Source organism: Citrobacter sp. MGH103 (assembly GCF_001034475.2).
Taxonomy (GTDB): Bacteria; Pseudomonadota; Gammaproteobacteria; order Enterobacterales; family Enterobacteriaceae; genus Citrobacter; species Citrobacter freundii.
The window spans coordinates 3,010,318-3,028,979 of sequence record NZ_CP073043.1; the positions used below are offsets into that span (position 1 = coordinate 3,010,318).

An 18,662-nucleotide genomic window follows, 5' to 3' on the forward strand; every position below is an offset into this window, starting at 1 on the left:
ATGTCCTGTATTAACTCATCGACAGCAGTTGGTTGGCGCGGCCCGCGTTATCATCCACGCTACTGATAATTTTCATCTGCATTTCAAAGCGGCGGGCGTTGGCGATCATGTCGCTCATCGCAGCAACCGGTTTAACGTTACTGCCTTCCAGCACGCCCGACATCACACGGATGCTGGGGTCGGCCTGTAACGTCGCACCACGGGTAGCCTGTGCGGCCTGGGTCAGACGGAACATACCGTCATCGCCACGTTGCACTTCGATTCCTGTTGCCTTCACCAGCTTCAGCCGCCCCACTGGCGCGACCGTATTAGCCGGATCGCCAGGGTTAAGTGCAGAAATTGTCCCGTCCGCCGCAATGGTGACTTCTGAACCTTCCGGTACGGCTATCGGTCCGGCTTCGCCAATTACCGGGTGTCCCTGAATTGTCAGTTCACCCGTTGGGCTTACCTGAATAGCGCCGTTACGGGTATATCCTTCGCTACCATCTGCGGTCTGCACAGCTAACCAGCCATCCTGTTGCAGCGCCACATCCAGCGGGCGGGAGGTATAGTCCATCTGACCCGGCGTCATATCGGCCCCCGGCGTGGAGGCCACGACCAGCGTACGTGTCGGTAAAGACAATCCTTCTACAGGAACCGCGCGCAGTGCATTGAGCTGCGCACGAAACCCTGGCGTGGAGGCGTTTGCCAGGTTGCTGGCCGTCACCGACTGTTGATTCAGCGTCTGACTGGCCGCGCCCATGGCGGTATAAATTGCGTGATCCATTAAGCCATCCCGTCAGGCGCTTAGCGCAGGTTGACCAGCGTGTTGAGGATCTGATCCTGGGTTTTGATGGTCTGCGCGTTCGACTGATAGTTACGCTGGGCGACAATCATATTCACCAGTTCTTTACTCAAATCCACGTTTGACGCTTCCAGCGCGCCGTTGGTCAGTTTGCCAAAGTTACCTTCGCCTGCGGTACCCAGCAGCGCCACGCCGGAGGCCTGAGTCGCGGCCCAGACGTTATCGCCCTGAGACGCCAGACCTTCGTTATTGGCAAAGTTTGCCAGCACGATCTGCCCCAGAACCTGTTGCTGTTCGTTGGAGTAGTTACCGACCACCGTACCGTCATTGTTAATCTGGTAGCTCACCAGATCGCCCGGCTTGTAGCCGTTCTGATTCGTGGCAACGATGTTGTTGGCACCGGTGTTCTGCTGCATGGAGTTCAGGAAACTCAGGGAAAAGGTGGCTTTAGTTGCACCATTAATCTGCCCTGTTTCGATGTTGATGTCCGTTGCTCCTGGCGTACCAGTTGCCGTGGTGCTAATCCCTAAAAACGCACCATTGTTGTTAAACTTCATAAAACCTGCTGATTTCTCAGCATCACCAGTAGAAGCATCTTGAGTGAAGACTTCCCAAGTGTTGCTCTCTGCGTTTTTGACATAAAAAATGTTCATGTCATGGGCGTTACCCTGGCTATCGAAAACGGTAACGGTGCCTTTTTTGTTGTAGGAGTCCGCGTCGCTTGGACTAAACGGAGTTTTGCTTGGCACTTTGTCAGTGGAGTTCAGGTTGATCTGCATTGACGCGGTAGTCGTGGTTTTCGCCGCCATCAGCGTATTCGGAATAGTGATCGGTGCCGGGTTAGCACCTTGCTGTATTGTCGGTGGGGTACCGGTAGCCGGATAGCCCGTCAGCTGCAGCCCCTGCATGTTAACGATATTGCGATTTTCATCGAGCTTGAACTGACCGTTACGGCTGTAGAAAACGGAACCGTTGCTGTCTACCATACGGAAAAAACCGTTCTGGCTGATAGCAACATCCAGACCACGTCCGGTGTTGGTGGTAGTACCGTCGGTAAAGTCCTGAGTAATACCCGCAACTTTAACGCCCAAACCGACTTTCGAACCGGCAAACATATCGGCAAAAGATGCCGTACCGGATTTAAAACCGTAGGTGGCGGAGTTGGCGATGTTGTTACCAATGACATCGAGGTTGGTCGCTGCAGCGTTCAGACCGCTGACCGCTTGAGAAAAGGCCATGACTTACTCCTGATAAGTGTGAAGGCTTAAATTATCTGCCGTACTTCGTCGAGGGTGGTGGTTCCATAGGTGCCAAGATCCAGCGTATTACCGCCGTTACTGCGAATAACGCCCTGCACCAGCGCAAACTGAAGCGGCTGTGCCACCAGTTGCGTTCCGCCATTGCTGGCAGCAATTGACACGTTGTAAGAACCGCTTGGTGCATCCGTGCCATCGGTCATGGTGCCGTCCCAGGTAAAGGTATGAACGCCCGCTTTCAATCCACCAATGTCAATGGTGCGTACCACTTTGCCGTCTTTATCGGTAATGGTTGCGGTAACCTTATCTGCCGGTTGCTGCAGCTCAACGCCAAAAGGTGTTGTCGTGGTTTTGGCACCCTCTTCCGTCCCTTTACCGGTCAGGATGGTGGTACCCGGGATCATGACCCCGTGGCCAATCAGCGTACTGGCCTGCAGCGACTGACTGTTGTCGATCTGCCCGGAGATCGACCCTAACGTGGTGTTCAGTTTCTCAATCCCGCTCACGGTACTGATTTGCGCCAGTTGGGTGGTCAGTTCATTGTTTTGCAGCGGATTGGTTGGGTCCTGGTTTTTCAGTTGTGCGACCAGCAACGTCAGAAAACTGCTTTGCAGGTCAGCGGCATTGCTGCCCGTCAGGGAGCTATTCCCGGTGGCAGCTTTAACGCCTGCATTGCTCGGGTCATTCATGGTTACAGCAATAGACATACGCGCCTCCTTTACTGGCCTAACGTAAGCGTTTTGAGCATCAAGCTTTTTACGGTGTTGAGCACTTCGACGTTTGCCTGGTAGCTACGCGAAGCTGACATGGTGTTGACCATCTCGCCGACGACGTCCACATTCGGCATTTTTACGTAGCCATTCGCATCGGCCAGCGGATTACCGGGTTCATAAACCAGCTTATCCGGTGCCTGACTTTCAATGACGTCAGCAACTTTTACGCCACCGGTTGCCGCACCTGGCGCAGCATCTACCTGAAAAACAACCTGTTTCGCGCGATACGGCTGACCGTCGGGCCCGCTGACGCTATCCGCATTCGCCATGTTGCTGGCCGCGACGTTCAGGCGTTTAGACTGAGCCGTCAGCGCAGAACCTGCGATATCAAAAATATTTAACAGCGCCACGAATTAGTTCCCTCCTTGCAGCACATTCATCATGCCTTTGATTTGCCCACCCAGCGCGGTCAGCCCCATTTGATACTTGAGGCTGTTGTCTGCAAATTGCGTGCGCTCCCGGTCCATATCCACCGTGTTGCCATCAAGAGATGGCTGGTCAGGAATACGGTAGAGCAGCTCCGTAGACGGCGAAGAAACGGTCTGGGCCGGAATGTGTTGTGCAGAGGTCAGCGTCAACGAAACGCCGCCGGTTTCTTCCCGTCCTCGCACCATGACTTTTTTTAATTCACTGGCGAAATCCAGGTCGCGCGCCTGGTACCCCGGCGTGTCGGCATTGGCAATGTTGGCCGCCAAAATTTCCTGGCGTTGGGCGCGCAAATTCAGCGCTTCCTGTTGAAAACGTAAGGCGGCGTCGAGCTTATCGAGCATATCTCCTCCGCAAATGACAAAATTCAGCCGACAGCTTAAATCCCATTACGCGCGCGTTATCGCCGGAATAAACGCAAAATGCGTCGCTATTTGTTGCGTTGATGACTGCGTCACACAGGTAAAATCCTGCCACTACCTGAAAAAGCGCGAGGTTTTGATGCAAACGTTTAAACGTGGAATAGTCGTGGCAGCACTGCTGTTCAGCCCTATGACGCTGGCGCAAGACCTGAATTCGCAGCTAACGGCATGGTTTTCCCAGCGCCTGGCCGGATTTAGCGATGAGGTGGTGGTCACTATCCGAACGTCACCAAACTTATTGCCGAGCTGTGAGCAACCGGCATTAAGCGTGTCAGGTAGCTCGAAACTGTGGGGTAATGTGAATGTGCTGGCTCGCTGCGCCAACGAAAAACGTTATCTGCAGGTGAACGTGCAGGCGACGGGAAACTACGTAGTAGCCGCCGCGCCTGTAGCACGAGGTAGCACCCTGACCCCAGCCAGCGTAACGCTGAAACGTGGTCGGCTGGACCAACTACCGCCGCGCGCGGTGCTGGATATGAGTCAGGTGCAGGATGCTGTGAGCCTGCGCGATCTGGTCCCGGGCCAACCGATACAGCTTTCGATGTTGCGCCAGGCATGGCGGATCAAGGCCGGTCAGCGCGTGCTGGTTATTGCCAACGGAGATGGCTTTCGGGTTAATGCCGAAGGTAAAGCGCTGAACAACGCCGCTGTCGCACAGAATGCGCGAGTGCGGATGATTTCAGGCCAGGTGGTGAGCGGCGTCGTCGATTCTGATGGGAATATTCTTATTAACCTATAATAGGTTAAAGATTTTTTAGCGTGTGCCGATAGATAAACAACCAATGATTACAGCGGGCCGCTATAGCGTAACCCCTCGATGAGGAAAAATAAAATGAGCATTGATCGTACCTCACCATTGAAGCCAGTAAGCACCGTTCAGCCGCGTGAAACCAGCGATGCGCCGGTACAAAAAGCGCAGAAGGAAAAAACCACCGCGACCACCAGCACCAGCGTCATGCTGAGCGACGCCCAGGCCAAACTGATGCAGCCCGGCACCAATGACATCAATATGGAACGCGTGGAAGCACTGAAAACCGCAATCCGTAACGGTGAATTGAAAATGGATACCGGAAAAATTGCCGACTCGCTGATTCGCGAGGCGCAGAGCTACCTACAGAGTAAATAAAGTATGACTCGTTTGTCAGAAATACTTGACCAGATGACGACTGTCCTCAATGACCTGAAAACGGTAATGGATGCTGAACAGCAGCAGCTTTCCGCAGGGCATATCAATGGCAGCCAGCTACAGCGTATTACAGAAGAAAAAAGCTCGCTGCTGGCAACCCTTGATTATCTTGAGCAACAGCGCCGCCTGGAGCATGACGCCACGCGCAGCGCCAATGATGAGATTGCTGAACGCTGGCAGACTATCACCAAGAAAACGCAGCACTTACGCGACCTCAACCAGCACAATGGTTGGCTGCTGGAAGGGCAGATCGAGCGTAATCAACAAGCAATACAAGTGCTGAAACCGCACCAGGAACCGGCGTTGTATGGCGCAAACGGTCAAACTTCAGCTGCGCACCGCGGCGGGAAAAAATTCTCTATCTGATGCAAGCCTGATAACGTTTTGCTTATCAGGCCTACACTTTTTGTAGGCCGGATACGGCGTTATGCCGCCATCCGGCATTGATTCTTTATGCCGTCCGGCGCACAAACTCTTTTACTTTAAAGCCCAGTACAGCGAGTGCTGCGAAGTAAGCAGCAATACCTGCCACCACGACCGCCATCAGACGCAGTAGGCGCCACAACATCGTTCCCTGTGACCAATCTGGCATGATGTAGAGCATCCCAACCAGCACCGCCGACATCACCAACACGGAAATCACTAGTCGCGCCAGGAACCAGGTCCAGCCCGGTTGCGGGGTGAAGATTTTCTGCTTACGCAACTGCCAGTACAGCAGTGAAGCGTTCAGACACGCCGCCAGACCAATCGACAGCGACAGCCCGGCATGCTTTAACGGCCCGATAAAGGCCAGGTTCATCACCTGGGTCATAATCAGCGTCACAATGGCAATCTTCACTGGCGTTTTTATATCCTGGCGCGAGTAAAAGCCCGGAGCCAACACTTTCACCACGATCAAGCCAATCAAACCTACCGAATACGCCACCAGCGCACGCTGGGTCATCGCAGCATCAAAGGCAGTAAATTTACCGTACTGGAACAGAGACACCGTCAGCGGTTTGGCCAGAATACCCAACGCTACGGCACTCGGTAATGCCAACAGGAAACACAAGCGCAGGCCCCAGTCCATCAGGCGACAATACTCATCATGATTACCGCTGGAAAAGCTTTTTGACAGCGATGGCAGCAGGATAGTCCCCAGCGCTACGCCAAGCACACCGGACGGAAACTCCATCAGACGGTCGGCATAGTACATCCACGAAACTGAGCCAGAGGCCAGAAACGAGGCGAAAATCGTATTGATGATCAGTGAAATCTGGCTGACTGATACCCCAAGGATCGCCGGGCCCATCTGCTTGACGACGCGCATCGCCCCCGCATCGCGGAAGTTCACACGCGGCAGTACCAGCATGCCAATTTTCTTCAGATGCGGAAGCTGATAAATCAGCTGTAGCACGCCACCCACGGTAACGGCCCACGCCAGCGCCAGCACTGGCGGATGAAAATAAGGGGCCGCAAACAGCGCGAAACCGATCATGCTGATATTCAGAAAAGTCGGGGCAAACGCAGGAATAGAAAAGCGGTTCCAGGTGTTAAGGATCGCACCAACCAGTGAGGCCAGTGAAATCAGTAGAATATAGGGAAAAGTGATCCGCAGCAGTTGAGTGGTCAGCGCAAATTTATCCGCTGTGTCGGCAAACCCCGGCGCGGTAACTAAAATCACCCATGGAGCAGCCAACATCCCGGCTACCGTCACCACAGCCAGCGCCAGCGTCAACAGTCCGGAAACGTAGGCAACAAACACGCGGGTAGCATCTTCCCCCTGCTTGCTTTTGTACTCAGCAAGAATCGGCACAAACGCCTGCGAAAATGCGCCTTCGGCAAAAATTCGGCGTAGCAGGTTAGGAAGTTTGAATGCCACAAAAAAGGCATCTGTCGCCATCCCTGCACCAAAGATTCTGGCGACAATCGCATCACGCGCAAAACCCAGCACTCGTGAAAACATCGTCATCGAGCTGACGGCTGCCAGCGACTTTAATAAATTCATCTATGTTGTATTCCAGACTCTGAGGCAAAACCCCGACAAACCTGCCCGTAGGTCGGATAAGGCATTCTCGCCGCCATCCGACACTTTTGCTGCACCTGATGGCGACACCGTAGCGCCTTATCAGGCCGACAAATCAGCCTATGGTTGAAAAGAGGTGTTATTTTGAGTGGGCATATAGTACCTGGATTACAATGAATTACTACCGCCAGATGTTACAGGGGGTTATTCAGCCATCGCCTCCCGCCACAGCTTTTCAACAACACGCTGGGCCAGTAGCGCCTGCTCGCCTGCCGTCTGGGGAACCGTCTGATTTTGCACGCACTCAATGAAATGACGCGCACATCCGGCAAAACCACGCTGTTCTAAGGTCGTTTGCCAGCCCGCTATCGGCTTATGAACAACACCTTGCCCACGCTCTTCCCGCCATTCCCGCATATCAGTTACGTCAATCAGGCCACCGTCCGTCACCGCCTGCACGCTCTCACGCTGGCTACCGGCACGGCGATGCATACTGGTCGTTATCTGCATTTGACCGGTAGAAAAATGGTGCTCGGCGTAAAGCATCGCACCAGATTCATTGGTCAGCAGCGTGCCGTTATTTAACTGCGCCTGCCCTCCCGCCAGCCACAATGCGGTATCGACTACGTGCAGATAGTCGTCCAGCAAAGTGAAACGCAGATCGTGCGGCCCAACGCTATCCGTACGGTGCTTATCCATACGTACAGACGCTGCGGTGCTCAACTGGGTTTTGAGATCCTGGTACAGCGGTGCAAACCGGCGGTTAAACCCGACCATCAGCGTGAGTTTTTTCCGCGCGGCCAGCTCCACCAGTTGCTCAGCCTCACGCAGGTTTTCCGCCAGCGGCTTATCCACACACACGTGAACTCCGGCATTCAGCAATTCACTGACGACCGCATAGTGAGTCGCGGTGCTGGAATGGACGAAAACCGCGTCGCAGGTTTGCGCCAGATTCACCAGTGAATCCACGTAGGGTATCCGCCAGGTATCACAGATACGCAGTGCTTTATCGCGCGAAGGTGAAAAGGCGCCTTGCAGCGTCCAGTCCGCGGAGGTGCCCAGCACGGGTAGCCAGGCCTTTTGTGCAATACCGCCAAGGCCGACTACGCCGATACGTAATTTATTCACGTTAGTCTCCCAGGTGCGCCAGCAATGAATCAAGTCGCTGCTTAAGTTCTGCGACTTCCGTTTCCAGCACTTCCACGCGTGCCTGCAGATCACCGGAGGCTGCAGGGAGTTGATCTGCTGCGGCAACGGCTTCATCAACCTCACCGCAAAACAGGTGCATATAGCGACTTTCACGTTTGCCCGGCTCGCGCGCCAGGCGGATCACATAAGGCCCATCTTCCCGGGTTGCCAGATTTTCCAGTGTCGATTCCACTTCGGCCATATCGCTGAATTCGTACATACGGGATGCGCGACTACGCAATTCACCAGGCGTCTGAGCGCCCCTCAGCAGCAGTGTAGTGATTACGGCCACCTCTGCGGCACTAAGCTTCAGATTGCCAAATTCAGAGTTGCAGAAACGCTGCTCATATTTCGTGACGCGATTGCCAAAGCCGCTCACCGTGCGCAGAAAATGTCGCTTAACCAGGTTATCCAACTGCTCTTGCACGTCCGATTCCGACAGGTTCATCACCGGTTCACGATTCGTTTTTTGATTGCAGGCTGTTACGACTCCATTGACGGAGAGTGGGTACTGTTCCGGCGTTGTCACTTGTTTTTCTAATAAACAGCCAATCACTCGTGCTTCGGTGGCGGTTAATTCATATTTCATCGTCTTCTCCATTAATCATGGCTGCATCTGAAACTTAGCGGCCGGGGGTCCATTCTGATGTGGTCAACGCCGTCAGCACGTGATCGCGCCACTGCCCGTCAATCAGCAGGTAGTCTTTGGCATACCCTTCTTTTTCAAAACCCAGTCGCGCCAACAGGTCACCGCTGCGCTTATTATGTGGCATGTAGTTAGCCATAATGCGGTGAATATGCTGAGTGCGCTGCATATAACGGATGGCCGAAGTTAAGGCTTCATACATTAGCCCCTGCCCCTGCCATTTCTGCGCAATGGAGTAGCCGAGATAACAGGCATGGAAGGATCCCCGCACTACGTTTGAGAAGTTCGCAACGCCGATAATCTCTTTTTCGTCCGGATCGAGCAGCGCAAAATAATAGGCAGTGCCCTGTTTATGAAACTCAGAGATCATGCCGAGACGCGCCTGCCAGCCGGACGGATAGCAGTGGCTTTCATCGCGAATAGGTTCCCAGGGTTTTAAGAAATGACGATTTTCTGCGTAATAATCTGCCAGACGCCAGGCATCACGCTCATGCACTAAACGCACGACCAGGCGGTCCGTGGTTAAGCGCACTTTTGGCACGTTACTGCGATAGCCAAACATTCTATACCTACTCCTTCCCGTAACGTCTTCAATACGCTATTCGCATTACTATACCTGTGCGAATACACCCTGTGAAAAGAGCAAAATGCCATTTTTTGAATTATTCACACATTTTGATGAAAACTCTCTATCAAGACGGACTTTTGATAAAAAAATATTGTCCCGCGAAGGGTGGGAAAAGCGATGACGACACCGCAGAATAGGAGGTGCTTATCTTTTAAACTCTATCCAGAGTGACGAGTTTTTCCCTGGAGGGGAAATGTCGCAAGTCTCGCAGGCAAGGAACCTGGGTAAATACTTCCTTCTCATCGATAATATGCTGGTCGTGCTGGGTTTCTTCGTCGTTTTCCCGCTGATCTCAATTCGTTTCGTCGACCAAATGGGCTGGGCCGCCGTGATGGTCGGTATCGCGCTTGGATTACGTCAATTTATCCAGCAGGGGTTGGGTATTTTCGGCGGTGCTATTGCTGACCGTTTCGGCGCCAAACCGATGATCGTCACCGGCATGCTGATGCGCGCAGCCGGGTTCGCCACCATGGGCATTGCGCATGAACCGTGGCTGCTGTGGTTTTCCTGCTTTCTTTCCGGGCTGGGTGGCACGCTGTTCGACCCACCCCGTTCGGCGCTGGTAGTCAAGCTGATCCGCCCGGAAAAGCGCGGGCGTTTTTTCTCTATTCTGATGATGCAGGATAGCGCCGGGGCCGTGGTCGGCGCGTTACTCGGCAGTTGGTTATTGCAATACGATTTCCGTCTGGTATGTGCCACCGGCGCAATTTTGTTCGTTCTGTGCGCGGCGTTTAACGCCTGGCTGCTCCCGGCATGGAAGCTGTCGACGGTGAAAATTCCGGTGCGCGAAGGGATGAGCCACGTGATGCATGACAAGCGCTTTGTCACCTATGTGCTGACGCTGGCGGGCTATTACATGCTGGCGGTACAGGTGATGCTGATGCTGCCCATCATGGTGAACGACATCGCTGGCTCACCAGCCGCCGTGAAATGGATGTATGCCATTGAGGCATGTCTCTCTTTAACGCTGCTGTACCCGATTGCCCGCTGGAGTGAAAAACGCTTTCGCCTTGAACATCGCCTGATGGCGGGCCTGCTGGTGATGTCTCTAAGTATGATGCCCATTGGCCTGGTCGGGAATTTACAGCAGTTGTTCACCCTGATCTGCACGTTCTATATTGGCTCGATCATCGCCGAACCGGCGCGTGAAACTCTGAGCGCCTCGCTGGCGAATGCGCGGGCCAGAGGAAGCTATATGGGCTTCAGCCGACTGGGACTCGCCATCGGCGGCGCAATTGGCTATGTCGGCGGCGGCTGGCTGTTTGACATGGGCAAGGCCCTGGCACAGCCTGAGCTGCCCTGGATGATGCTCGGTATTATTGGCTTCATCACCTTCCTGGCGCTGGGCTGGCAATTCAGTCTCAAACGCCCAACGCGAGGTATGCTGGAACCAGACGCCTGATAGCCGAACCTGCGTCCGGGCGCTTTTCAGTTTTTTCTGCTGGCGTCCGGGGCGCTGGTACTCGATGATGCTTTGTGTCACGATTACGCCACATGCATCATGTTGAGGAACCCCATGAAAAAGTTTTTTTTTGCCGCTGCACTGATTGTCAGCGGCCTGTTGGTTGGTTGTAATCAACTCACGCAATACACTGTTAGCGAGCAAGAAATTAATCAAGCCCTGGCAAAGCATAATAACTTTTCAAAAGACATCGGTTTGCCCGGCGTTGCTGAAGCACATATCGTATTGAATAATCTCGCTAGCCAGATTGGTCGTGAAGAGCCAAACAAAGTAACCCTGACCGGCGATGCCAACCTGGACATGAACTCCCTGTTTGGCAGTCAGAAAGCGACCATGAAGCTGAAGCTGAAAGCCTTACCGGTTTTCAATAAAGAAAAAGGCGCGATTTATCTGCAAGAGATGGAAGTCGTCGACGCCACCGTCACGCCAGAAAAAATGCAGTCAGTACTGCAAACGCTGATGCCGTATTTAAATCAATCACTGCGTAACTATTTCAACCAGCAACCAGCGTACATTCTGAAGGATGACAGCAGCCAGGGTGAAGCGCTGGCGAAAAAACTGGCGAAAGGTATTGAGGTGAAACCGGGTGAAATCATCATCCCGTTCACCGACTAATAAAACTGAGGGCGCTGATGCGCCCTTTTTTTTCGTGCAAACAAAAACGTTTCCGCTTATCCTTTGTTTCCGGCAAAAAAGACTATCCTCAGCCGGAGCATATTGATGACTGCACCATCCCAGGTTTTAAAGATCCGCCGCCCAGACGACTGGCATCTTCACTTTCGCGATGGCGACATGTTAAAAACTGTCGTGCCCTATACCAGTGAAGTTTATGGCCGCGCCATTGTCATGCCGAACCTGGTACCGCCCGTCACCACGGTTGACGCGGCTATCGCTTATCGCCAGCGCATTCTTGACGCGGTACCTGCCGGACACGACTTCACGCCATTAATGACCTGCTACTTAACGGATACGCTGGATCCCAACGAGCTGGAACGTGGATTCAACGAAGGCGTATTCACCGCGGCAAAACTCTATCCAGCCAATGCCACCACCAACTCGACGCATGGCGTAACCTCAATTGACGCCATTATGCCGGTGCTGGAGCGGATGGAAAAATTGGGTATGCCACTGCTGGTGCACGGCGAAGTCACGCATGCAGATATCGATATTTTCGATCGCGAAGCGCGCTTTATTGAAACGGTGATGGAGCCGCTGCGTCAGCGTTTGACCTCGCTGAAAGTGGTGTTCGAGCATATCACCACCAAAGATGCTGCCGAATACGTTCGCGACGGTAACGAACTTTTGGCTGCGACCATTACGCCACAGCACCTGATGTTTAACCGCAACCACATGCTGGTTGGCGGGATTCGCCCTCACCTGTATTGCCTGCCGATCCTCAAACGTAACGTCCACCAACAGGCGCTGCGTGAACTGGTTGCCAGCGGGTTTAAGCGCGCATTCCTCGGTACCGACTCAGCGCCGCACGCGCGTCATCGCAAAGAGTCAAGCTGTGGTTGTGCGGGCTGTTTTAATGCACCGACCGCGCTGGGCAGTTATGCCACCGTGTTTGAAGAGATGAATGCGCTGGACCATTTCGAAGCCTTCTGCTCACTCAACGGCCCACAGTTCTATGGCTTGCCGGTAAATGAGACCTTTATTGAGCTGGAACGCATGGAGCACCTGGTTCCTGAGAGCATTGCACTGGAAGACGATACGCTGGTGCCTTTCCTGGGTGGCGAAACGGTACGCTGGTCAGTAAAAAGCTAAAAAAAGTGTAGCCAATTGACACGAATGACTGTATAAATAAACAGTATATTCCACAGGGGGCTACTATGCGTATTGAAGTCACTATTGCCAAAACTTCACCTTTACCTGCCGGTGCAATTGATGCACTGGCAGGTGAACTCTCCCGCCGTATTCAGCACCATTTTCCGGATAACGAAGGTAACGTTACCGTCCGTTATGCCGGCGCAAACAATTTGTCGGTTATTGGCGCGACTAAAGAGGACAAAGAACGCATCAGCGAGATCCTACAGGAAACCTGGGAAAGCGCGGATGACTGGTTCATCAACGAATAAATAATGATATGCAGTGATGTTTGTTTGCCGGGTCGCCCCGGCTTTTTTATACACACTATCCTGTAATCAATCGCGCATTTCTTCTGACGAGTATTTAATTTAATATTAACCCACCGATTATCTTTTAACCAAAACAACAAAATAATTGTGCAACATACTAAAAAAAAATGAATAACATGTTGGTTTCTTAGTCAGATAACGCTGAAAACAAAAAATTTATGCCCTTCCCTCTTTAAATTTTCAATGAATACCCTTATTTATTGATATACTGAAGTTGCTTCAGAAAAAAACGCATTGAACCTCGAAAACCGTTGTCTAGTAACACGAATTAGGGGGCATGATGGAAAAGAATAATGAAGTCATTCAGACTCATCCGCTTGTAGGGTGGGACATCAGCACTGTTGATAGCTACGATGCGCTGATGCTGCGTTTGCACTACCAGACCCCGAATCGCCCTGACCCGGATGGGACTGAAGTTGGTCAAACGCTCTGGTTAACCACTGATGTTGCCAGGCAATTTATTTCGATATTAGAAGCAGGAATCGCCAAAATTGAATCTGGCGATTACCAGGTAAATGAGTATCAGCGACATTAAACCTGATACATCCAACCATCAAAAGGCACCTTAACGGTGCCTTTCTTATTTCCAGGTTGAATATTCCGGGTCAGTTATTTACCCTGCTATACCTGTCATACTTCAAGTTGCATGTGCGTTGGCTTTCCTCGCTCACCCTAGTCACGTACTAATGTACGCTCCCAGGGATTCGCTGCGTTGCCGCCTTCCTGCAACTCGAATTATTTAAGGTATACTATCGCGATTGCAGAGAGAAGCGGATGAAATACGACTTAATCATTATTGGCAGCGGCTCAGTAGGCGCCGCAGCTGGATACTATGCCACACGTGCCGGTCTGAAGGTTCTGATGATCGATGCACATATGCCTCCGCATCAGCAGGGCAGCCACCACGGTGACACTCGATTAATTCGTCATGCTTATGGCGAAGGTGAAAAATACGTTCCGCTAGTGCTACGTGCGCAAACATTGTGGGATGAACTATCCACCCATAATGAAGAACCGATTTTTGTTCGCTCCGGTGTTATCAACCTCGGTCCGGCAGAGTCCACCTTCTTAGCGACTGCAGCGCAAAGCGCCAAACAGTGGCAACTCAACGTTGAACAACTGGATGCGGCAGCCATCATGGCGCGCTGGCCGGAGATTCGTGTACCTGACAACTATATCGGTCTGTTTGAAGCGGAGTCCGGTTTTTTACGCAGTGAGTTAGCAATTAAAACCTGGATCCGTCTGGCGGAAGAAGCAGGCTGTGCGCAACTGTTTAAATGCCCGGTCAGCGCAATTCATCACGGTGATGATGGCATCACGGTAGAAACGGCTGACGGTGACTACCACGCGAAAAAAGCAGTGATCAGCGCCGGTACCTGGGTGCAGGCTTTAGTCCCTGAACTACCGATACAACCGGTGCGCAAAGTGTTCGCCTGGTATCAGGCCGATGGGCGCTACAGCGTTAAGAATAACTTCCCAGCCTTTACCGGCGAGCTGCCAAATGGTGATCAATACTACGGTTTCCCGGCAGAAAACGACGAGCTGAAAATTGGTAAGCACAACGGCGGACAAGTCATTCACTCTGCTGATGAGCGTAAGCCATTTGCCGCTGTAGCCAGCGATGGTTCTGAAGCCTTCCCATTCCTGCGCACAATTCTGCCGGGCGTTGGCTGCTGCCTGCACGGCGCGTCCTGCACTTACGATAATTCACCGGATGAAGACTTTATTATCGATACTCTGCCAGCGCACGACAACACGCTAATCATTACCGGGCTGAGCGGACATGGCTTTAAGTTTGCCTCTGTTCTGGGAGAGATTGCGGCAAACTTCGCTCAGGACAAACCGTCTGACTTTGACCTGACCCCCTTCAGGCTAAGCCGTTTTAAGTGATAATAAATGAATGGCCTCGATGGTGAGGCCATTTTTAATGACAGGAATAACGTCAATGCGTCGTATCTTTCACTATCTGGTTAATAATATTCGCGAGCATCTCATGCTCTACATTATTTTATGGTCGCTGCTGGCCATTATGGATGTAATATATATTATGTTTTTCTGATTCCTGCGCGCTGACAATAATTGACAAAAATTGAAATTAGCTTAATTTTCATTGCAATAAACTGAACAATAATAAAAATCATAACCACCCATAAACCAAGCACTATCACCTACTCTCACACTAATCCCTTGATGATTAATTCAATAATCAGTCAATTTTACTGAACAAAAAATAAATATCATCACCATTGTTATTTATTAGTTGCATTAATGTCTTTTACACGCCATTTTCATTCACTTCTGAAATATAAATCGGTGTGCTTATGCAATTCAAAAATAGTCCACAGCGCTATGGCGTAGTGTCAGCCATATTACATTGGCTGGTTGCAATTGCTGTATATGGCATGTTCGCGTTGGGCTTATGGATGGTCACGCTTAGCTACTATGACGGCTGGTATCACCAGGCCCCTGAACTGCATAAAAGCATCGGCATCCTACTCATGATGGGACTGGTTATCCGCGTTGTCTGGCGGTTGTTCTCCCCTCCGCCTGCTGCGTTGGCAAGCTACTCCCGTTTAACCCGCATCGCAGCAGCAATGGGTCACCTCGCACTTTATTTGCTGCTCTTTTCGATTGTCGTCAGCGGATATCTGATTTCCACCGCAGATGGCAAAGCGATAAGCGTCTTTGGTTGGTTCGACATTCCAGCCACCGTTGCCAACGCAGGTGCTCAGGCCGACCTCGCCGGTAGCTTGCACCTGTGGCTTGCGTGGACCGTGGTGATTTTATCCCTACTGCACGGACTGATGGCCCTGAAACATCACTTTATCGATAACGACGATACCCTCAATCGCATGTTGGGAAAATCGTCATCTGACTATGGAGCTTAAAATGAAAAAAAACCTGCTGGGACTTACACTCGCCTCTCTGTTATTCACCACCGGGTCGGCCGTGGCGGCAGATTACAAAATTGACAAGGAAGGACAGCATGCCTTTGTTAATTTCCGTATTCAGCATCTGGGTTACAGCTGGCTGTACGGCACATTTAAAGATTTCGACGGTACGTTTACCTTTGATGAGAAAAATCCCGCAGCCGATAAGGTTAACGTAACCATCAACACCAACAGTGTTGACACTAATCACGCCGAACGTGACAAGCATCTGCGCAGCGCAGATTTCCTTAACGTAGCAAAATTCCCGCAGGCGACCTTCAGCTCCACCAGCGTGAAGAAAGAAGGTAATGACCTGGATATCACCGGTAATTTGACCCTGAACGGCGTTACCAAACCGGTTACGCTGGACGCGAAGCTCATCGGTCAGGGCGGCGATCCTTGGGGCGGTACGCGCGCTGGTTTTGAAGCGCAAGGTAAGATTAAGCTGAAGGATTTCAACATCACCACCGATCTCGGTCCGGCGTCGCAGGAAGTCGATTTGATCATCTCAGTGGAAGGTGTGCAACAGAAGTAACGCATGAATGGCCGGATGGGGCTCAAGCCACCATCCGGCATAGCGACTATTGTGCAGGGTCTGGAATACCCAGTTTGGTATTCAGTTGACCACGTGATTTATTAAAGATTTTATTGCCATTTTCACGCCCCGCGCGACGACGCCGTTGTTCCTCTTCCGGCAACTCACTCTCTTCGCTACACAGCTCGCTACAGCAGCCTTTATATTTCTGCGCACAAGCCGGGCACTGAATAAACAACAGATGGCAGCCATCATTTTTGCAATTAGTATGGCTATCGCACGCCGTGCCGCACTGATGACAATGTGCGATAACATCTTCAGAGATCCTTTCGCCCATGCGCTCATCAAAGACAAAGTTTTTACCGACAAAACGCACCGGAAGTCCCTGCTCACGCGCCTTGCGGGCATACTCAATAATACCGCCCTCAATGTGCCAGACTTTGCTAAATCCATTGTGTTTCATCCAGGCGCTAGCTTTCTCACAGCGGATCCCACCCGTGCAGTACATCACGATTTTTTTATCTTTATGCGCCTGCATCATTTCAACCGCTTTCGGCAACTGATCGCGAAACGTGTCTGCCGGGATCTCCAGCGCATTCTCGAAGTGACCCACCTCATATTCATAATGGTTGCGCATATCAATGAATACCGCTTCAGGATCGTCAAGCATGGCATTCACCTCTGCTGCCTTGAGATAATCCCCCACGTTGCTGGCGTCAAAGTCTGGATCGTCAATACCATCCGCCACGATACGTTCACGGACTTTCATACGCAGTACCCAGAACGATTTACCGTCATCATCCAGCGCAATATTCAGACGTAAATCGTTCAATGCAGGATCAAACGCATAGAGTTGCTGGCGAAATGCCTCGACGTTGCTTTGCGGTACGCTGATTTGCGCATTAATTCCTTCATGGGCAAGATATACTCGCCCGAAGACGTTCAATGCGGTGAACATCTGGTACAGTGCATCACGCGTGTGCTGAGGATTGGCAATGGTGAAATATTTATAGAATGAGATCGTCGTACGCGGCTCGGTCTCGGTCAGCATTTTGGCTTTGAGGGCGTCGTTCGAAATGCGGTTGTGTAACACTGGCATGGTGTACGTATCCTGCAAATAGGGAATAAATGAAAATCGGCGGCATAATAAAGCAAACATCGCCAATTTACATCCACACATTTTACGCTACATTTCATACTTCACTATAAAGTTGCAACAACAATTGCGGAATTAATCACCGTTCTCCCGTCACAAATTTTTGATACGCGCGAAAAAATGCGACAATACAGGGAATTGGTCGTTTGAAGACAGGATAGACATGACGAATTTACCCAAGTTTTCGGCTGCATTACTGCATCCACGTTATTGGTTAACCTGGCTAGGTATTGGCATCCTTTGGTTAATCGTGCAGTTACCCTACCCCATCCTCTTTAAGTTGGGCTGTGCATTAGGTCGACTGGCGCTACGTTTGATGAAACGTCGGGCAAAAATTGTTTCCCGAAATCTGGAACTGTGCTTCCCGCAGATGAGTGAGCAGGAACGCCAGCAGATGGTCGTCAAGAACTTCGAATCCGTGGGCATGGGCGTAATGGAAACCGGAATGGCCTGGTTTTGGTCCGATAAGCGTATTTCACGCTGGACTGAAGTGATCGGGATGGAACATATCCGTGACGTTCAGGCGCAAAAACGCGGGATCTTGTTAGTGGGTCTGCACTTTCTGACTCTGGAACTGGGTGCGCGTCAGTTTGGTTTGCAGGAACCGGGTATTGGTGTGTATCGCCCTAACGACAACCCGCTTCTCGACTGGCTACAAACCTGGGGCCGTATGCGCTCGAATAAATCAATGCTCGATCGTAAAGACCTGAAAGGGATGATTAAAGCGTTGAAAAAGGGCGAAGTGGTCTGGTACGCGCCGGATCACGATTACGGCCCTCGTGCCAGTGTGTTTGTACCACTTTTTGCCGTTGAACAAGCCGCAACAACCTCTGGGACCTGGATGCTTTCGCGCATGTCCAATGCCTGCCTGGTACCGTTTGTTCCTCGCCGCAAACCTGACGGTAAAGGGTATCAATTGATTATGCTGCCTCCGGAGTGTTCACCGCCTTTGGACGACGCAGAGACCACTGCCGCGTGGATGAACAAAATTGTTGAGCAATGCATCATGATGGCGCCAGAGCAGTATATGTGGCTGCATCGTCGCTTCAAGACGCGCCCTGAAGGTTCTCCTTCCCTGTACTAAAACACTGTTGCAGCCCTGTGGGCTGCAACACCTTCCCTGCCTG

General features: G+C 51.8%; 23 protein-coding genes. 13 read left to right on the top strand and 10 right to left on the bottom strand.

All coding sequences use genetic code 11. The features are described from left to right. Nucleotides 1-10: 10 nt before the first annotated feature. Genes SK33_RS14550 through flgB form a run of 5 tightly spaced genes read right to left on the bottom strand, consistent with a single transcriptional unit; the run spans nucleotide 11 to nucleotide 3,583 of the window. On the bottom strand, nucleotides 11-766 hold the full coding sequence (locus SK33_RS14550) for a flagellar basal body rod protein FlgF (protein WP_048219116.1): 756 nt from the start codon (nucleotides 764-766) through the stop codon (nucleotides 11-13). A gap of 20 nt (nucleotides 767-786) precedes the next feature. Next, a complete protein-coding gene (gene flgE / locus SK33_RS14555; RefSeq protein WP_048219117.1) occupies nucleotides 787-2,022 on the bottom strand; it encodes a flagellar hook protein FlgE in 1,236 nt (411 codons plus the stop codon). A gap of 26 nt (nucleotides 2,023-2,048) precedes the next feature. Then, the gene (gene flgD / locus SK33_RS14560) at nucleotides 2,049-2,747 is read right to left on the bottom strand and encodes a flagellar hook assembly protein FlgD (protein WP_003836761.1); all 699 of its coding nucleotides are present in this window, start codon (nucleotides 2,745-2,747) and stop codon (nucleotides 2,049-2,051) included. Between the two features lie 11 nt (nucleotides 2,748-2,758). After that, a complete protein-coding gene (gene flgC / locus SK33_RS14565; protein ID WP_003036191.1) occupies nucleotides 2,759-3,163 on the bottom strand; it encodes a flagellar basal body rod protein FlgC in 405 nt (134 codons plus the stop codon). 3 nt (nucleotides 3,164-3,166) lie between these two features. Further along, nucleotides 3,167-3,583 (bottom strand): flagellar basal body rod protein FlgB, encoded by a 417-nt coding sequence (gene flgB / locus SK33_RS14570; RefSeq protein ID WP_003846806.1) that lies wholly within the window; start codon nucleotides 3,581-3,583, stop codon nucleotides 3,167-3,169. A 157-nt stretch (nucleotides 3,584-3,740) separates the two neighbouring features. Here flgB and flgA point away from each other — a divergent pair, with 157 nt between their 5' ends. The 3 genes from flgA (at nucleotide 3,741) to flgN (ending at nucleotide 5,213) form a co-directional block, all read left to right on the top strand. After that, nucleotides 3,741-4,400, top strand: coding sequence for a flagellar basal body P-ring formation chaperone FlgA (gene flgA, locus SK33_RS14575; protein WP_048219947.1), 660 nt, complete (start codon nucleotides 3,741-3,743; stop codon nucleotides 4,398-4,400). 93 nt (nucleotides 4,401-4,493) lie between these two features. Continuing rightward, complete coding sequence (gene flgM, locus SK33_RS14580) at nucleotides 4,494-4,787, top strand: flagellar biosynthesis anti-sigma factor FlgM (protein ID WP_003036183.1); 294 nt, start codon at nucleotides 4,494-4,496, stop codon at nucleotides 4,785-4,787. A 3-nt stretch (nucleotides 4,788-4,790) separates the two neighbouring features. Continuing rightward, entirely contained in the window at nucleotides 4,791-5,213 is a 423-nt protein-coding gene (gene flgN, locus SK33_RS14585; RefSeq protein ID WP_003036178.1) for a flagella biosynthesis chaperone FlgN, read from the top strand. Nucleotides 5,214-5,298: 85 nt separating this feature from the next. Here the strand turns inward: flgN and murJ are convergent, their stop codons facing one another. The 4 genes from murJ to rimJ form a co-directional block, all read right to left on the bottom strand. Next, on the bottom strand, nucleotides 5,299-6,834 hold the full coding sequence (murJ, locus tag SK33_RS14590; RefSeq protein WP_003036176.1) for a murein biosynthesis integral membrane protein MurJ: 1,536 nt from the start codon (nucleotides 6,832-6,834) through the stop codon (nucleotides 5,299-5,301). 222 nt (nucleotides 6,835-7,056) lie between these two features. Then, a complete protein-coding gene (locus SK33_RS14595; RefSeq protein ID WP_003036174.1) occupies nucleotides 7,057-7,980 on the bottom strand; it encodes a Gfo/Idh/MocA family protein in 924 nt (307 codons plus the stop codon). A gap of 1 nt (nucleotide 7,981) precedes the next feature. Continuing rightward, the gene (locus tag SK33_RS14600; protein ID WP_003036171.1) at nucleotides 7,982-8,629 is read right to left on the bottom strand and encodes a YceH family protein; all 648 of its coding nucleotides are present in this window, start codon (nucleotides 8,627-8,629) and stop codon (nucleotides 7,982-7,984) included. A 34-nt stretch (nucleotides 8,630-8,663) separates the two neighbouring features. Further along, complete coding sequence (rimJ, locus tag SK33_RS14605; RefSeq protein WP_016149925.1) at nucleotides 8,664-9,248, bottom strand: ribosomal protein S5-alanine N-acetyltransferase; 585 nt, start codon at nucleotides 9,246-9,248, stop codon at nucleotides 8,664-8,666. A 259-nt stretch (nucleotides 9,249-9,507) separates the two neighbouring features. Here rimJ and mdtH point away from each other — a divergent pair, with 259 nt between their 5' ends. From mdtH to SK33_RS14650, 9 genes are all read left to right on the top strand, one after another. Then, the gene (gene mdtH / locus SK33_RS14610) at nucleotides 9,508-10,716 is read left to right on the top strand and encodes a multidrug efflux MFS transporter MdtH (RefSeq protein WP_003036166.1); all 1,209 of its coding nucleotides are present in this window, start codon (nucleotides 9,508-9,510) and stop codon (nucleotides 10,714-10,716) included. 114 nt (nucleotides 10,717-10,830) lie between these two features. Next, nucleotides 10,831-11,391, top strand: a complete 561-nt coding sequence (locus SK33_RS14615) for a lipoprotein (protein WP_003036163.1) — start codon at nucleotides 10,831-10,833, stop codon at nucleotides 11,389-11,391. Between the two features lie 105 nt (nucleotides 11,392-11,496). Next, nucleotides 11,497-12,543 (top strand): dihydroorotase, encoded by a 1,047-nt coding sequence (gene pyrC, locus SK33_RS14620; RefSeq protein WP_003036160.1) that lies wholly within the window; start codon nucleotides 11,497-11,499, stop codon nucleotides 12,541-12,543. A gap of 65 nt (nucleotides 12,544-12,608) precedes the next feature. After that, entirely contained in the window at nucleotides 12,609-12,854 is a 246-nt protein-coding gene (gene dinI / locus SK33_RS14625) for a DNA damage-inducible protein I (protein ID WP_003036157.1), read from the top strand. 340 nt (nucleotides 12,855-13,194) lie between these two features. Next, nucleotides 13,195-13,449 (top strand): biofilm formation regulator BssS, encoded by a 255-nt coding sequence (gene bssS, locus SK33_RS14630; protein ID WP_003036154.1) that lies wholly within the window; start codon nucleotides 13,195-13,197, stop codon nucleotides 13,447-13,449. 239 nt (nucleotides 13,450-13,688) lie between these two features. Then, nucleotides 13,689-14,804, top strand: coding sequence for an N-methyl-L-tryptophan oxidase (gene solA, locus SK33_RS14635; protein WP_003836779.1), 1,116 nt, complete (start codon nucleotides 13,689-13,691; stop codon nucleotides 14,802-14,804). Between the two features lie 55 nt (nucleotides 14,805-14,859). Next, nucleotides 14,860-14,973, top strand: a complete 114-nt coding sequence (locus SK33_RS14640) for a YceO family protein (RefSeq protein ID WP_003036148.1) — start codon at nucleotides 14,860-14,862, stop codon at nucleotides 14,971-14,973. 262 nt (nucleotides 14,974-15,235) lie between these two features. Next, complete coding sequence (locus SK33_RS14645; RefSeq protein WP_003036146.1) at nucleotides 15,236-15,802, top strand: cytochrome b; 567 nt, start codon at nucleotides 15,236-15,238, stop codon at nucleotides 15,800-15,802. A 1-nt stretch (nucleotide 15,803) separates the two neighbouring features. Further along, complete coding sequence (locus tag SK33_RS14650) at nucleotides 15,804-16,379, top strand: YceI family protein (protein WP_003832130.1); 576 nt, start codon at nucleotides 15,804-15,806, stop codon at nucleotides 16,377-16,379. A gap of 46 nt (nucleotides 16,380-16,425) precedes the next feature. On the opposite strand, the gene trhO is transcribed toward SK33_RS14650, so the two are convergent. Further along, on the bottom strand, nucleotides 16,426-17,478 hold the full coding sequence (trhO, locus tag SK33_RS14655) for an oxygen-dependent tRNA uridine(34) hydroxylase TrhO (protein WP_048219118.1): 1,053 nt from the start codon (nucleotides 17,476-17,478) through the stop codon (nucleotides 16,426-16,428). 220 nt (nucleotides 17,479-17,698) lie between these two features. Between trhO and SK33_RS14660 the strand changes: the two genes are divergently transcribed. After that, the gene (locus SK33_RS14660; protein WP_003036136.1) at nucleotides 17,699-18,619 is read left to right on the top strand and encodes a Kdo(2)-lipid IV(A) acyltransferase; all 921 of its coding nucleotides are present in this window, start codon (nucleotides 17,699-17,701) and stop codon (nucleotides 18,617-18,619) included. Nucleotides 18,620-18,662: the final 43 nt, after the last annotated feature.

Bases quoted from the DNA above. Each gene is read 5' to 3' on its own strand.
- SK33_RS14650 (WP_003832130.1), top strand. From the start codon at position 15,804: ATGAAAAAAAACCTGCTGGGACTTACACTCGCCTCTCTGTTATTCACC.
- SK33_RS14615 (WP_003036163.1), top strand. From the start codon at position 10,831: ATGAAAAAGTTTTTTTTTGCCGCTGCACTGATTGTCAGCGGCCTGTTG.
- flgD (WP_003836761.1), bottom strand. From the start codon at position 2,747: ATGTCTATTGCTGTAACCATGAATGACCCGAGCAATGCAGGCGTTAAA.
- rimJ (WP_016149925.1), bottom strand. From the start codon at position 9,248: ATGTTTGGCTATCGCAGTAACGTGCCAAAAGTGCGCTTAACCACGGAC.
- trhO (WP_048219118.1), bottom strand. From the start codon at position 17,478: ATGCCAGTGTTACACAACCGCATTTCGAACGACGCCCTCAAAGCCAAA.
- flgE (WP_048219117.1), bottom strand. From the start codon at position 2,022: ATGGCCTTTTCTCAAGCGGTCAGCGGTCTGAACGCTGCAGCGACCAAC.
- mdtH (WP_003036166.1), top strand. From the start codon at position 9,508: ATGTCGCAAGTCTCGCAGGCAAGGAACCTGGGTAAATACTTCCTTCTC.
- flgA (WP_048219947.1), top strand. From the start codon at position 3,741: ATGCAAACGTTTAAACGTGGAATAGTCGTGGCAGCACTGCTGTTCAGC.
- bssS (WP_003036154.1), top strand. From the start codon at position 13,195: ATGGAAAAGAATAATGAAGTCATTCAGACTCATCCGCTTGTAGGGTGG.
- flgB (WP_003846806.1), bottom strand. From the start codon at position 3,583: ATGCTCGATAAGCTCGACGCCGCCTTACGTTTTCAACAGGAAGCGCTG.
- SK33_RS14640 (WP_003036148.1), top strand. From the start codon at position 14,860: ATGCGTCGTATCTTTCACTATCTGGTTAATAATATTCGCGAGCATCTC.
- SK33_RS14645 (WP_003036146.1), top strand. From the start codon at position 15,236: ATGCAATTCAAAAATAGTCCACAGCGCTATGGCGTAGTGTCAGCCATA.
- murJ (WP_003036176.1), bottom strand. From the start codon at position 6,834: ATGAATTTATTAAAGTCGCTGGCAGCCGTCAGCTCGATGACGATGTTT.
- pyrC (WP_003036160.1), top strand. From the start codon at position 11,497: ATGACTGCACCATCCCAGGTTTTAAAGATCCGCCGCCCAGACGACTGG.
- flgM (WP_003036183.1), top strand. From the start codon at position 4,494: ATGAGCATTGATCGTACCTCACCATTGAAGCCAGTAAGCACCGTTCAG.
- dinI (WP_003036157.1), top strand. From the start codon at position 12,609: ATGCGTATTGAAGTCACTATTGCCAAAACTTCACCTTTACCTGCCGGT.
- SK33_RS14550 (WP_048219116.1), bottom strand. From the start codon at position 766: ATGGATCACGCAATTTATACCGCCATGGGCGCGGCCAGTCAGACGCTG.
- flgN (WP_003036178.1), top strand. From the start codon at position 4,791: ATGACTCGTTTGTCAGAAATACTTGACCAGATGACGACTGTCCTCAAT.
- SK33_RS14660 (WP_003036136.1), top strand. From the start codon at position 17,699: ATGACGAATTTACCCAAGTTTTCGGCTGCATTACTGCATCCACGTTAT.
- SK33_RS14600 (WP_003036171.1), bottom strand. From the start codon at position 8,629: ATGAAATATGAATTAACCGCCACCGAAGCACGAGTGATTGGCTGTTTA.
- solA (WP_003836779.1), top strand. From the start codon at position 13,689: ATGAAATACGACTTAATCATTATTGGCAGCGGCTCAGTAGGCGCCGCA.